Annotated in this window: 11 protein-coding genes; 4 read left to right on the top strand and 7 right to left on the bottom strand. The window is 46.9% G+C overall.

What is annotated here, in order from left to right; translation table 11 throughout:
* Positions 1–7: 7 nt before the first annotated feature.
* From EXY25_RS00735 to EXY25_RS00755, 5 genes are all read right to left on the bottom strand, one after another.
* Positions 8–1,333 carry an HlyD family type I secretion periplasmic adaptor subunit gene (locus tag EXY25_RS00735; protein WP_130565364.1) on the bottom strand — a complete coding sequence of 442 codons (1,326 nt, stop codon included), beginning with the start codon at positions 1,331–1,333 and terminating at the stop codon, positions 8–10.
* Between the two features lie 3 nt (positions 1,334–1,336).
* The gene (locus EXY25_RS00740; RefSeq protein WP_246019467.1) at positions 1,337–3,385 is read right to left on the bottom strand and encodes a peptidase domain-containing ABC transporter; all 2,049 of its coding nucleotides are present in this window, start codon (positions 3,383–3,385) and stop codon (positions 1,337–1,339) included.
* A complete protein-coding gene (locus tag EXY25_RS00745) occupies positions 3,382–5,046 on the bottom strand; it encodes an ABC transporter transmembrane domain-containing protein (protein ID WP_130565365.1) in 1,665 nt (554 codons plus the stop codon). The genes EXY25_RS00740 and EXY25_RS00745 overlap by 4 nt, the downstream gene beginning before the upstream one ends.
* Positions 5,047–5,244: 198 nt before the next feature.
* Positions 5,245–5,664, bottom strand: a complete 420-nt coding sequence (locus EXY25_RS00750; RefSeq protein WP_114338512.1) for a VOC family protein — start codon at positions 5,662–5,664, stop codon at positions 5,245–5,247.
* A 42-nt stretch (positions 5,665–5,706) separates the two neighbouring features.
* Entirely contained in the window at positions 5,707–6,312 is a 606-nt protein-coding gene (locus EXY25_RS00755) for an NADPH-dependent FMN reductase (RefSeq protein WP_130565366.1), read from the bottom strand.
* A gap of 268 nt (positions 6,313–6,580) precedes the next feature.
* Here EXY25_RS00755 and EXY25_RS00760 point away from each other — a divergent pair, with 268 nt between their 5' ends.
* From EXY25_RS00760 to EXY25_RS00770, 3 genes are all read left to right on the top strand, one after another.
* Positions 6,581–8,521, top strand: coding sequence for an alpha-amylase family glycosyl hydrolase (locus EXY25_RS00760; protein WP_165419210.1), 1,941 nt, complete (start codon positions 6,581–6,583; stop codon positions 8,519–8,521).
* Between the two features lie 49 nt (positions 8,522–8,570).
* Positions 8,571–9,539, top strand: a complete 969-nt coding sequence (locus tag EXY25_RS00765; RefSeq protein WP_130565368.1) for a putative signal transducing protein — start codon at positions 8,571–8,573, stop codon at positions 9,537–9,539.
* 88 nt (positions 9,540–9,627) lie between these two features.
* Positions 9,628–11,184 carry an EAL domain-containing protein gene (locus EXY25_RS00770; protein WP_130565369.1) on the top strand — a complete coding sequence of 519 codons (1,557 nt, stop codon included), beginning with the start codon at positions 9,628–9,630 and terminating at the stop codon, positions 11,182–11,184.
* A gap of 50 nt (positions 11,185–11,234) precedes the next feature.
* Here EXY25_RS00770 and EXY25_RS00775 read toward each other — a convergent pair whose 3' ends face one another.
* Both EXY25_RS00775 and EXY25_RS00780 read right to left on the bottom strand, forming a co-directional pair.
* The gene (locus EXY25_RS00775; protein ID WP_130565370.1) at positions 11,235–11,882 is read right to left on the bottom strand and encodes a class I SAM-dependent methyltransferase; all 648 of its coding nucleotides are present in this window, start codon (positions 11,880–11,882) and stop codon (positions 11,235–11,237) included.
* Positions 11,883–12,031: 149 nt separating this feature from the next.
* Positions 12,032–12,700, bottom strand: a complete 669-nt coding sequence (locus EXY25_RS00780) for a CBS domain-containing protein (RefSeq protein WP_130565371.1) — start codon at positions 12,698–12,700, stop codon at positions 12,032–12,034.
* A gap of 299 nt (positions 12,701–12,999) precedes the next feature.
* On the opposite strand from EXY25_RS00780, the gene EXY25_RS00785 reads away from it, so the two are divergent.
* Entirely contained in the window at positions 13,000–13,830 is an 831-nt protein-coding gene (locus tag EXY25_RS00785; protein WP_114338519.1) for a spondin domain-containing protein, read from the top strand.
* Positions 13,831–13,862 lie beyond the last annotated feature (32 nt).

Here is a 13,862-nt window from a genome sequence, read left to right on the forward strand (position 1 = left end):
TATCCTCCTAACGTTCACCGAAGGCGCTGCTGATGTTGGTGAAGATCGGCTTCCATAGGTATTGGAAGACAGTTTTTTCGCCGGTCACGATATCAGCCTCAGCGGTCATGCCTGGTATCAACCCAAATTGTTCGGGATTATCACGAAAATAGGGTTTTTCGATCGCTATTTGTACTTTGTAAAATACCCCGCCGTGCTCGTCGGCATCCGTGGTTGGTGATATCTTTTTTACAACGCCATCAAGGGCGCCATACCGACTGTAATCAAAGGCATCAACTTTAATTCGAGCCGTCTGTCCTACGGTAACAAAGCCGATGTCACGAGGTGATAGCTTGGCTTCCAGCAAGGCCGTTGGTGTTGTGGGAACAATAACTGCCACCGTGCCTCCCGGGGCAACAACACTGCCCGATGAGGTAGACGGTATTGATTGGATGACTCCATTTACCGGAGACAAAACGGTGGTTTGGGCGACCTGTTGGCCAGATGATTTCAGCCGAGCGCGAACCGCTAACAGTTCTGCTTGCGCGTCAGCACGTTTTTCACTGACTTCAGTAAAAAGCGCCGCTTGCTTTTGTTTTAACTGTTGGCGGTCATTAGCGAGATTTTTAGCCAAGACAAGTTCTTTTCCTTCCATTGCCTTTAGTTCACGCAAATAGCTATCAGTTTTTTGTTGGGCATCTAATATTTGTACTTGAGAAACGGCTTTCTGACCGCTCAGCGAGTTCATCATCGCCAACGTCTTTGTTGAAGCACTGATCTGATCTCTGAGTGCTGGTAATTCAGACTTAATGGCATCGAGTTCAGCTTGCGTTTTTGCGAGCCCCGTTTCTGCTAGTGCTACGCTAGCATTGAACTCTGCTTGCATGTGACCAAAAGCCTTTATCTGCTGAGATACAAGGGAAGGGTAGGTGGTTGCATAATTGGATACATTCATTTCCCGACGTTCAATAAACGCATTGTAGCGTTCTATCTGTAGCGTTAAGTTTGCTTGTTTGCTCTCTAATTCTTCCACTGCGGATTGACTATCAATGGCTAAGAAATTGGCCAAGACATCGCCTTTTTTTACGACATCACCCTCTTCCACGTTAATTGTCGCCAGTGTTCCACCTAGTTGGCTTTGTATTATCTGTCTGTGACCAAGAGGCACTACTTGACCTTTTGCCTTTGCTACCTCCTCGATAGACGTGAAAATTGACCACGTTGCTATTAATAAAATTGCGCCACTCACAATAAAGATAATGTTACGTATTAGGCGCTGTTCTGCAGGGGATTCGACTGCATCAGCGAATTCATACGCGGGCCATACTCGTTGACGAAGAGGGGATTGCTGCATAGATTAAGCCTCCTGCACGGGCTGTGATTGTGGTTGAGGTCCAGCGTAAACTAAGCAGCCTTTGTCTAGCACCAGCACTTTGTCTGCATGTTTTATTAACTCTGGATCATGGCTGCTAAATAAGACGGTATGACGCCCTTTTAGTTGTTCAAGGGTGTGCACAAATTGCCGCCTTGCGCGAGGGTTTTGATTGGCTATCGGCTCATCGAGAAGCAGCAATGGTGAGCGTTTTAATAGTGCTCTAGCTAAGCTAATATAACTGCCTTCAATCGCAGTTAACGTGCTGTAGCCTTGTTCGAATAGATCTTGATTTAGGCTGCCACCTAGAGTGTCTAAAAGAGTGGCGGCGCCTGCTTCTAGCAGTGCTTGCTGTAACTCTTCTTCTGTGGCTTCGGGACGTGAAATTCTTAAGTTATCAGCTAACGTTCCAGGGAACAGATCTGGTTGTGCAGGCGCATACCCAGCCCAGTGTCTGAAGTTGGTCGGATCGTACTGGGTTAGATTCCTGTCATTGATCGTTATAAAACCTGATTGTGGTTCGATAACGCCAAGAGCAGCCTGTAACAATGTTGATTTGCCAGCTTGATTTGGTCCGATAACAACTGCCACTTCACCGGGGCATATTTCGAAATCAATACTCGATAAGACTGGCTCTTGCGTTGCGCTGAATCGCAGTGTGACATGCTGAAATTTCAATGACGGGGGACCCGAACTGTCTGGGATCTCTAGTCGTAATTCATTATTTTCAGTTTTCACTTTCATGAAGTTATCAAACTGTTGTGAAGCACTTTTCAGCATGGCCATTTTGGGTAATGATGCGAAAGCGAGCTGGGCAGGGCCGGTGATCCGCCAAATCAACATCGTGCTGGCTATCAATGCGCCAGCCGTAATACTTTGATCTAATACTAGAAATATACCTGTAAATACCGTAACCAAGGCCGTCATCAGGCTTAGTCCGTGGCTGACAGCTTGGTTTAGGCCATTTCTTTTTGCATAGGCAAAGTTTTGTTGACAGTTGATACGAGTTTGGCGAATAAACCTCTCAATCCAACCACTGTAATTACCACTGGTTTTTAGCGCGAGTAGTTGCTTGGTTAGTTCGTTAATAGAGTTCTGATGTTTAGTCGATAGCGTAGGGGAGGCTCGTTGAGCATATTTTTGCAGTCCGCGAGCTATTAGATAGTACAATCCGAGCATACCGACAGGCACAACAACTAACCAACCACTCAATAAGACGATGGTAAACAGCGCGATCAACGTGAAAGGGATATCAATTAAACCAGCGCCTCCGGGACCGGAAAACAGCATTCGAACACGCTCTGCATTTCTCAATCTGGCAATGTGATTGGATATCCCGACACGGCCTAATACCATTAGCGGCATATGTAATAAGCGGCTAAACGTCATGTCAGAAAGATCACGTGCCATACGGTTACTGACAGAACAAAGAATGGCTGCGCGTACAATGCGACAGACAACGAGTATCGCCAGTGCCAGTATGGCCCCCATTGCGATCCCTGGTAGTTCTGCGGGTGCCTGACCACCAATAACTTTGTCGTACACAGCCATAGTAAACAGGGGGACTGTTAATCCGGTAATACTTGCAAGGAGGCTTAACCAAAATACAGGGCGGTACCATTTTCGGCGTTTATCTAGCTCTTGGGTAAATCTACTCTGTTCTCCTCTTTGCCCTGGCAGATGTTCAATTAACACCATATGGGCGCCAGCCATTGAGGTGATATTGGTTAATGGTTGCCATGTCTGGTCGGCAGCCAAGTGCTCTAAACGCTCATCCTTTCGCCGCGCGACAAACGCTTGTGAGTCACTTGGAATAACCACGAACGGGTGTATCGCACACATCATCTTTTTGTGGTCTGCAGGCAACACTGAAAAATCTATATCGTACCTGTCTAATTGACGATTAAATCCAATAGTATCCAAAAAATGGAGTTGAGGATCTGTGGCTATTTTATTGGCTTGAGCATACATACCTAGCTGTTGAAACAAACCGACCAATGACTGGTGTAAGTCAGAATGTTGAGTATTCATCATGCTCCCTCCTGTTGGGACAAATGAGCATGACCTGAGGAGCCAATTTCGATCTGAGCATCACAGTGGTCGATCAGTGATGGGTTGTGGCTGCTTGCAACAACCGTCATTTCTGGCGTCATCTGTTTTAAGAGTGTCACTAATCTATTTTGGCCATCGATATCCAACGACACTAGTGGCTCGTCCAGTAGTAATAACGAAGGCTTTTGTACCAATGCTCGAACCATGGCGATTAGCTTTATTGCGCCTTGGCTTAGACGAGTATCAGCGCCTTCTCCGACGGGTGTTTGATAACCATTATTTAACCTTGAAATGGTGGTGGTTAGGCCTAAGTCATCCGCTAGTTTCATTGCTTCTGGTGCCAGTTCTGGATTGAACATGGTCATGTTGTCGATTAACGAGCCATCAAATAGTGGGGGCCAGCTGCTAACGTAAAGTACCGACTGAGAAAACTCATTTTGGTTGTGATGGTACTGGGGTATTTCGTTGAAGTAGATATCTCCTTCACAGGGTTTTTGCAAGCCACCTATCGTCGTTAGTAAGAGACTCGCGTGGGTAAGGGGGTCTGAACGCACGACGGTTAGTCTATTTGCAGGGATAGTGAGTGATACATGGTCCAGATGAGCACATACCCTTTTTGCTGATAGTTGACAGAGCTTAATGAACGGAGCGGGTAGTTTTGCCTGATAGGTATGTGTACCTGTGAAGTGACTACTGGGTAAGTTAACGATCGTATCGACGCTCGTCATGGCTGATTTCGCTGCAACCAAACGTGAACGAAGGCTAATGATTGCACTGAGAGGAGCAACTGCTCGACCAGCTAATATCGAACACGCTGCGAGACCACCTGACGTCAATTCACCATTAAGCACTGCTAAGCACCCAACTAACACTAACAATAAGGTTGTGCCTTGTGATGCACCTTGAATGATTTCTTGCAAGCGAGAAGCGAGCCAGTCTACCTGCTGTTGTTGTGCTAACCGTTGATGATTTAATTCGCGATACTTACTTGCGAGTTTGGTTTCCAAAGCCAGTGCTTTCGCCGTGCTAATTCCAATTAACACATGCATCAACATGCGTGTCCGTTGGCTATCACTTAATGCTACAGTATTTGTTACTTGATAGAGCTTCTTACCAAGTAACCAAACAATTAGCCCCACCACCAACCATACCGCTAGCGGAATAAAAACAAGTACGCCACCGATATAGGCTACAAGCACGAGAAAAATAACTACAAATGGAAAATCCATGATGGCTAGCGCTGCTTGTCCAGAATAGAGATCTCTTACCGTGGCAATGCTCGAAAGTCCGCTAAAGATTCTCCCTGTACCTAATTGCTCGATCTGTTGGTAATCGGCATCCATTAACGCTTGCGATGTATTTATGGTGGCAGATAGTTCAAAGTGACTTGCTGAAGCGGCAAGTACCCAACTTCGAGCGAATCGAAGTAGGGTTTCCAACAGGATCGCAATGGCCACACTAACCACCAGTACTGTTGCTGTACCTAAGCTTTGGTTGGGAAGAATGCGATCGAATATTTGCAACATAGTCAGTGGTAGGGCCAGTGACAGAATGTTAATAACGACAGACGCTAGAGCCGCTTGAGAAAACCCTTTTGCCTGTTTAATAAGTGGAAAAGGTCTGGAGGTTACCCGATCCAGCATATATTTCACTCCCCATAAAAATTTTGCTTTGAGTATAGAAGCTACTAAAAGATAGTGTTCGGAATGTGTTGATTTTTATAGGTGTATGCTGATGAGTTGGATCATCTTTTTGTGGAGCGACTGAAGGCTTTCGTTAATAGTGTTACTTCGGAGCAATCCAGAGACGCAACCGCAATAACTGCGCCTCTGAATTGATTATTAACTATAGCGATTTCTTTCATCCGGTATATCACTTAAATACTGCACGAACTCCACTTCAAATCCGGCCGGATCGATAAAGTAGACATTTTTTCGATAGGGCTCATCTGCCCCCTGTTTCGCAACCGGGTATCCCGCAGCTTCTAGACGGGCGATCATGCCGTCAATGTCATCTACGACAAAGGCGAAGTGGGCGAGTCCTGTGCTCAGGCCCGTTAATTCCCTGTTTTCACCCGTGCCCTTGTCATTGAGTGTGATGTAATTGTTTTCATCGCCAAAGTGCAGCCACTCTCTGGGAGTGCCATACCACTCAGCTTCACCGCCCCCCCTTATATGCCAGTGGGGAAAGGCGACTTGATAGAAAGCCAGTGCCGCTTTTAGATCCGGTACGACTAGGTTGATATGTTCTAATCTGATCATCTCTATTTCCTCTATATTTTTTGGGGACTATGCCCGTTACTGTTACATGCCATAAGCAAAATCAGCTTGCTGTGGATGGGGACTGTGTTGATAAGAGTGACGCAGCGGCAATAGTGCCTGAGCATACTGATGCAGCATATGCAGGTGGTAATCGATCCGTTGCCTGAGTTGCTGATCACGCTTGCCGTTAACTTCATTGCCATTAAGACATTCGCCTACATTTCTGACGATAAGGTGGTCTGGCACCGGAACCAGCTTGAGATTTTTCAGTGCATTCATGCGCAACTCAGCGATGGGGTAGGCGCCATTAATACCACTGACGACGGATACCAACATCACGGGTTTGTGGGCGGTATCTTCCAGTGAACTCATCAATAGGAAGTTACGAATAAGCGGTGATGCCATGCCACCCCATTCAGGGGTAATCAATATCAATGCATCAGATTGCTGGCTGCGTTGCCGAAGCGAGTCCCATATCTCTGCGTCCTTGCCAGTCAATGTGTCACCGTCCCAGAATGGTAGTTGGTATTGGCACAGCTCAATGTGGTCTACCTGGTCAAAGCCTTCCATCTTTTCAGCCAAATAGCCTGCCACCTTGGCACTTTGTGAGCGTTTTCTTTGGCTACCGCTGACAATCAATAATCTCATTTAAGTAATCCATTTGGTTTATTTAATGGTTAGGCTAGATTCTTTACCTAAGAAAGTAAAGCTATTAGTTTATTTAATCGGTTTTTTTTGCCGGGTCGTTCACAACCCCTTGCCACGATTGTTGTTTTGTTCGCGCGGGACAGGTTAAATGTCGACTCAAGAATCACCTCTGTAGGTGCGCTCAGGGAGAGAAACAGTGCTACGGCAGATACCTATATTTTCACAGACGCTTGCCCAGAAATTACTTATATCAATAGTCAGTTCAATAGTGTCTGTGAGTGCGTTGGCGTCAGCTCCTGACACCAGTGCGTGGTACCGACAGGCAACCGGCTACCATATTTGGATTAAGTCTTTTGCTGACTCTAATGATGAAGATCAGGTTGGCGATATTCAGGGGATTATCGATCGCTTTGACTATCTTAATGACGGCGACCCTGACACCGGTGGTGATCTGGGAATAGATCTGATCCTTCTCTCTCCGTTTTACCTCTCTGAACGAACGTCAGATGATCCGATGGATAATATTCACGGTTATGATGTACTGGATTACTACACTGTGAATCCGCGCTTCGGTGATGAGAAAACGCTTAAATCTTTGCTGGAGCTTGCCCATCAACGCGGCGTAAAGGTGCTGTTTGATTTTGTGCCAGGCTACACTTCGATTAAGCATCCTTGGTTTATTGATTCAGCGGCAGGCGGGCAGAAGCGCAATTGGTATGTCTGGCAGGATCAACCTAGCAATGATTGGCAAGCGGCTTGGGGTGGTGGGCAGTGGCATGACGTCTGGAAGCCCCATGGTGACCGCTATTTTTATACCTACTTTCAAAGTGCAGAGATCGCGGATCTTAACCTACATAACCCCTATGTCCGTGCTGAAATGGAGAAGGTGCTGAAGTATTGGTTGGATTTTGGCTTTGATGGTGCGCGAGTTGATGGTGCCCCCTACCTTATCGAAGATGGCCCAGGTTTACAGGCCGATAGAGCCGGTACATTTAAGCTATTACAAGATTACCGCAACATTGCTGACAGTTATTCGCCAGCCAAAGTACTACTCGCTGAGACGTGGCGTCCACGTGAACAGGTCGGCAACTATTTTGGTGATGGCAGTAATCAGATCCACCTTGGTTTAGATTTTAACTGGGCGTGGGCGGCAACAGAGGTGGTTGATAATATAGCACCTGATGCGGTCGCCGATCTTAAACGCTATCAGCGTCAGAATTTCCCTTCTGGCTATCAGATGGCAACGTTCCTTAGTAATCATGATAGCTATCTCCCCCGTCCTCTGACTCGCTATGAAGGGAACGCCAATAAAGCCTTTATTGCTGCTGCACTGCAGATCTTAGGGCAGGGAACACCGATGATTTTCTATGGCAATGAATTAGGGCTGAAAGGTAAACCTAAGCCAGATGCGGAGCTACGTGCATTGTTTAATTGGCAGGATGTGGAAAGACAAACGGCTAAGCCGCATTCACTGCTTAGTGGCTATCGTGATCTATTGCAGATCCGCCACCAATATCAGGCTATCACCCATGGTTCCGAACTGCCTGTTGTCACGCGGCAATATGGTGTCAGTAGTTTTATGCGCCTATATCAGGGCACGGGTGTTGTGATTTTGATAAACGCCAGCAGTAGTGAGCAACAGGCAACCTTGGATTTAATGCCGTTTTTTAAATCTGCTGAGAGTGAGTCATTGTCTGAAGATTGGGCTCACCTATCGCTACTATTGGGTAAGGTTAAGATCCCTGCGGTTATTGATAGCGTCACCGCAAGTAAAGTTGAAGTGGCAAGGATCCCACCAAATAGCGTCACTGTGCTCTATTTGGGCGCGGAACCTCAGAAATTGATCGACGGGTATTACCCTAATGTCGTGGCGCCGACGACGTTACCTAATATTCAAGCGCCCGCTTTAACGTCCCTGTTTTTGCGGGGCAGTATGAATGATTGGGGCGGCAGTTTGCCAATGAGTCGCGGGGATGATGGCCTTTGGAGCATCGTCACTCAGCTGAGCCATGGCCGTTACGAATATAAATTTGAAGTCAGTGGTCAATCGTCATGGGGCTTAAACTGGGGCGATAATGAAAACGACCAGCGTGGCGAAGTTGACGGCAGTAATATCCGTTTGCAGTTAGCCGAATCGGGCTGTTATCAGTTCTGGTTTGATGAGGTGACACGCCGGTATGGCTTCCAGTTGGCTGAAGGGTGTGATTAAGCCGTTGCAGTGACGACGATAACGGCTTGTAGCAAAGGGATGTTTGTGAATGACGGGATCTGTTGTTGTCGCAATTTATGATTTTCCCTATGAAGCACAAATTGCGCGGGACAATTTGGAACTTTCAGGGATACCTGCGGTGGTTGCCAATGAGCATGTAGCCAGTATGCAGCTAGGTAATTCTGCCGGTGGCATCAGGCTGTTGGTGCTTGCCGAGCATCTGGAACGCGCTAGATTAGTTCTGGCCAGTGACCATTCGAAGGATGTTGCTGATGAGCTGGACTTAGATGAAGAGGAAGAAACGACCCTTAACGTCGAAACCGTTTCAGAGCCAGCATACATTAAGGTTTCAGGAGCTGGCGTTGCTCAGCATCGATTAGACCGTTCGACTTGCTGGGTGGCGAAAGCGTCCATTGAATGTATGCGACGCATTGCGATACGGCCTGAGCATATTTGCTGGGCGCCGCAATCCCGTTTTCGCGAGAGTTACAGAACCCATAAGCTTTGCCAGTTTGGCTCTTCGATGATTGGCTATAGGGTGACCGTTTCTTCTATTTTGTTGTCATTGATCCCTTTGGCTATCGCCCTGCTGGTTGTTTGGGCGTTCAGACATAAACCGATCAACTCGCTATCCCTTGAAACTAGCCAATGGCTCTCTTATGCCTTCTCTGCATTAATGGCGGTTGTCTCTTTTGGTTCACTGTCTCGCAAACTCGAAACGACAAATTTCTATTTAGATAAAGGTCAGATTGTTAGAGGTGAAATACCGCGGTGGTGGCCTAGAGTAAGTAAAGTGGAAACGGTTAACTTATCAGATCTGCTGGCATTCCAATTCATCGAGATCCTCCCTACCGACGCTGAAGACTCGTTTGTCTTTTACGAGTTGAATATTATCCGCAAGGACTACACTAGAATTTTCCTACTAGGCCAAGGAGTCGAAGCATTTTTAGATGAAGCGGTATCACTTGCTCGACAGGTCGACAAACCACTTTGGATCGCCAAATGTGCGGAACGCTAGCCTCGTGAGAGCCACCTATTAGTTCAGCAGTAAGCTAAGTTATAGATTATATTAAGATTTAGTCTTTTCTATCGTGCGTAAATTCTCGATGCCAACATTAAGAGTTCGTGATGGTTGGGTGGCGCTAATACTCAGCTTGCTTGTGACCGTGGGGCTTGGGTTTGTGCTTGCTTATACCCTTGTGGCCGATATTCGGGTCAATCAATTGAGAAAGGCCGAGTACGTCCTTCATGAAGTGGAAAAACGAGCTGTTGATACGACGATCGTCATTAAAAAGCTAAATGCTTTAGGTTATCAGTTTTGTGATCAGCGTAATTTATTGGCGATGCGTCGTGCGCTGTTTCAGTCCGATCATATCAAAGATATCGGTTTCTTCATTGAAAACAATCTGGTGTGCACAACAGGAATGGGGATGTTGGAAACCCCGGTTGCTGAAGACCCACCCGATCTCATCGATCTCAATGGTTATTCATTGTGGGTTGACCGCCCACTGCTCATGTTTGATATGGATTACCAAGCGATCATGGTCCGCAAGGATCGATACAACGTGGTACTGGATCCGCGCTTTATTAGTCACACCACTATGGCTCCATTTTCTTGGCAGTTGGTCGCACGGATGGGTGATGAAGTGGAGCATGTATTTGGTGTTCGAGGTACGTTTATCATCGGTAAGTCGGTACCAGGCCTGTTTTCCCGGCTAGGTGATAGCTACTACACGCATTGTAGTACGGTGAGTCCATATTGTGTCGCTCTGGATTTGAATCAACTGGCGTTCGCTCATGGCTATGGGTTAGTCATCTTATTATTGCTGCTGGTAAGCTTTTGTGTCGGAGGGGGCTGCTTTGCTATTTTAACTTACCTGTTTAGGCGCCATCGTTCGGATAAACAGCGAATAAAGCGTGGACTTGCCGAGGACGCTTTTTACTGCCTATATCAACCGATTGTTGATTTGCGTACCGAACAGGTTATCGGTTGTGAGATGTTAGCCCGGTTTGAAGATAATCAGGGGCCAATGTCTCCAGATAGATTTATACCATTCATACGTGAGCTGGATAGAACTTGGCTGTTTACTCGTCAGCTAATTAGCAAAGCGATGGATGACTTGTCCACCATATCCGGCGTCGGTGTTAGTTTTAGGGTGAGTTTTAATATTTTCCCTCAAGACGTAACTAACGATGCCATTGCCGAATTGCCCCATATACCTTCGTTAAAGGAGTCACCCTTCGATATTGTTTTTGAGATCACCGAAGATGAGTATCTGGATGGCGACAGTGCGCGGCGGAATCTGGCAGTACTGCATCAGGCGGGTTTTAGCATCGCGATTGATGACTTTGGTACCGGTTATTCCAACTTTAACCAACTGAAGAAACTGCATTGCCAATTGTTGAAGATTGACCGGACTTTTGTTTTTGACATGGAAGAGGGCAGTATCAAATCGTCACTTATTAAGCATATTGTTGCTATCGCCCACGGATTGGGATTGAAAGTAGTGGCCGAAGGTGTCGAAAACAAGATGCAACGTGATGCCTTAGTTGATTTAGATGTTGAGTACGGCCAAGGTTGGGCATTTGGCAAGCCAATGCCCATTGCACAATTGAACCAGTTGTTGCAGACGCAAAGAAACAGCGCAGAAGGGCAGCCGTAGCGTTCAGTGACTAAGGATCTGACATCGAATGACGAGACTTGTTACAGCGACTATCGGCTGTACTTTAGTACCACGCCTTTAAATGGTTTATCGAGGTAGGTCTGCTCTCGTGGCTTACTCATCTCGAAAGAGAAACCTAATGTCGCCATCTTCTTACTGAACTTGGCATGACGACCACGGCCAGGATCAACCAATATGATCTCGCACTGTGCTTTACAGTGTTGGTCGATAAAACCTGCGAGCATTTCGATATGTTCATCTTCATACAACAGATCACTACCAACGATGAGATCGAAAGTGCCTAATTCGGTGACCTCATCAGCCCAGCCAGTGCGAACAAATGGGATCTTAGGATCATCATTTAACTGGGTGTTTTTCAGCATAAAGCTTTCAACTTCGGGGTGATAATCTGTTGCGGTGATGTCTGCATTCAGGTGATTGAGTAGTAAGCTGCTAAGGCCGATACCACAGCCGACTTCTAAGATGCGTTTGTTCGCAAAGTCAAAGTCATACAGGTAATGGGCTAAAACCTGAGCAGAGGGCCAGACGATACCAAACAGTGGCCATGTAGCGGAAGATATCCCTAATTTTTCGGCAATACCATCGTTGTCTTCAAACTGCTGATTGTCGCGTAATGTACGCAGATGAATATCGATATCTTCAAATTCATGGGTGTTGTAGCTGACGCGTAAACTCATTGCTGCGGCTCTTATACAGAGGAATGGAAGCAAACAACTTGTTTAACAAGGCATGTGCCAGAGAGTTTTCACCATACATCAGCAAGCAGGGAATAGCGAATTGGCTGCCAAGGCGACAGGACCTATATTGATTGAGATTGTTTGCCGATCTAGGTCCAGATCGACAGCGGTGGATCTTTTACTACGCAATGCAATATATCGGTTCGCGATATGATGCCTTGTACTTGCCCTGATGAATCTACAACGGGTAGGGCTTCGAGCTTTTCTTCTAACATCACCCGCGCTGCTCGCCGGATATCGGTCACCGGATCTGCGGTAAGCACTTGTTGTTCTCCCGTGTCGAGAAGCATAGCTAGGGTCGATTCACGGTATGCTGCCTCGGGGTTAGTTAACATGAGGTGATACAGTTGTGCTCTTGATATGGCGGCGATCAGTTGGTTACCTGTTACTACGGGAAACAACTTGTAGGGATACTGTTCAAAGGTTTGAAACAGACGTTCGATAGAAAAATCTGGCGTTACGCTAACCACAGGACGGCTCATTACTTGGTAAACATGGTATACCGGCTCTCGCTGCCCCTGTGACTTTAAGACCTGGTTGTACTTTGTTATCAGGCCTTCTGGTGCTTGGTAAGGCTTCTCCTCTTCCTGCGTTTCTGCAGGTGTCATGTTTTGGCGAACCGATGCTTCAACCTCTTGTTGCAACATGAACTCCTGACGCACTTCCCCCTTAGCGCTATCACTGACCGCTTCCACCTTTTTGAGCATCTCGAGGGTGCCGGAGAATATACGTCCTTGGGGAGAGTAGATATAAAACATAACTTTATCCGTTTGATGTCTGTGTGTTTTGGCACCGGTAACTAAGGAACCTTGGTCAAGCGCTGCGCAAGACCTGTGTGTTTGCGCAATTCGTTATTTCTTAGTGATACTTTTGTGATAACTGCTCACCAAACTGAATTTGGTTTGTAGTGAAACACTCGAAGTTCATTTAGTGGTACGTCTTGCACAGGAATAACGATCTCCTGTTTGTCGTTCAATGGCTGGAGAGAGTTTAAAACCGTTCGTCGCGTTTTATCACCTTTGATGGACGCTGAGGTTTAAAACTTGGGACAACCCTTATGCTTAAGAATACAAAGAGAGTTTTATTGACTGCGATGGTGAGCGCCATCGGTTGGTCAGGCGCTGCCAATGCAACGTATGTAAAAGTGGAAGTTAGCAGCTTGTTTGCTGACGGTGGATTGGCAATTACGCCAGTTTGGATGGGTTTTCACGATGGCAGTTTCGACAGCTTTGATGCGGGTTCCGCGGCTTCTGCTGAGCTGCAGGCGTTGGCTGAAAATGGTGATACATCTGGTATATCCGCGTCATTTACTGCCTCTCATGCCGATGGGGTGCAAGGTACGTTGGCGGCCTTTGGTGGTATGGCACCCGTTTTTGAGCCAGGGGAGAGTGCTACTTCGGATGTGTTTGAAGTGGATGCCGCTAGCAGTGGCTATTTCAGCTTTCTATCTATGCTTATTCCCACCAATGATGGCTTTATCGGCAACGACGATGCCATGGCTTACTCGCTGTTTGACATGATGGGTGAGTTTCAGGATTTGGATATTCTGGTATTGGGGTCATCTGTTTGGGATTCTGGCACAGAGCTTAATCGTGGCTTTGGTTCGCCCTTTTTAGTGGGGGCTGATGGCGAGGCTCGGCAGGATGAAAATGGCGTTGTTGGTTTTCATACCGGCCTGGATGTACTTCCCGGCGGCTTAGCGATTATTGGCGGATCAACACCTACCGGTTATACCATCGACGAGATGGCTGCTGACTTTACCCAACAGGGCTTTGAAGTGGCGAGGATCCAGATCCGTGAAGTGCCTGATCCGGCTATTATCGGCGTATTCGCGCTCAGCGCCTTTGGTGTAGCAGCACTGCGCCGGAAGCGAGGCCAGACTTTGTAGCTGATAGCTAATCTTGTGTATTTTGATGAAGA

This window comes from Corallincola spongiicola, assembly GCF_004284785.1.
In the GTDB taxonomy this organism is placed as follows: Bacteria; Pseudomonadota; Gammaproteobacteria; order Enterobacterales; family Neiellaceae; genus Corallincola; species Corallincola holothuriorum.

Excerpts from the sequence above, each read along its gene's own strand:
- EXY25_RS00735 (WP_130565364.1), bottom strand. The coding sequence starts at position 1,333 with ATGCAGCAATCCCCTCTTCGTCAACGAGTATGGCCCGCGTATGAATTC.
- EXY25_RS00740 (WP_246019467.1), bottom strand. The coding sequence starts at position 3,385 with ATGATGAATACTCAACATTCTGACTTACACCAGTCATTGGTCGGTTTG.
- EXY25_RS00745 (WP_130565365.1), bottom strand. The coding sequence starts at position 5,046 with ATGCTGGATCGGGTAACCTCCAGACCTTTTCCACTTATTAAACAGGCA.
- EXY25_RS00750 (WP_114338512.1), bottom strand. The coding sequence starts at position 5,664 with ATGATCAGATTAGAACATATCAACCTAGTCGTACCGGATCTAAAAGCG.
- EXY25_RS00755 (WP_130565366.1), bottom strand. The coding sequence starts at position 6,312 with ATGAGATTATTGATTGTCAGCGGTAGCCAAAGAAAACGCTCACAAAGT.
- EXY25_RS00765 (WP_130565368.1), top strand. The coding sequence starts at position 8,571 with ATGACGGGATCTGTTGTTGTCGCAATTTATGATTTTCCCTATGAAGCA.
- EXY25_RS00770 (WP_130565369.1), top strand. The coding sequence starts at position 9,628 with ATGCCAACATTAAGAGTTCGTGATGGTTGGGTGGCGCTAATACTCAGC.
- EXY25_RS00775 (WP_130565370.1), bottom strand. The coding sequence starts at position 11,882 with ATGAGTTTACGCGTCAGCTACAACACCCATGAATTTGAAGATATCGAT.
- EXY25_RS00780 (WP_130565371.1), bottom strand. The coding sequence starts at position 12,700 with ATGTTTTATATCTACTCTCCCCAAGGACGTATATTCTCCGGCACCCTC.
- EXY25_RS00785 (WP_114338519.1), top strand. The coding sequence starts at position 13,000 with ATGCTTAAGAATACAAAGAGAGTTTTATTGACTGCGATGGTGAGCGCC.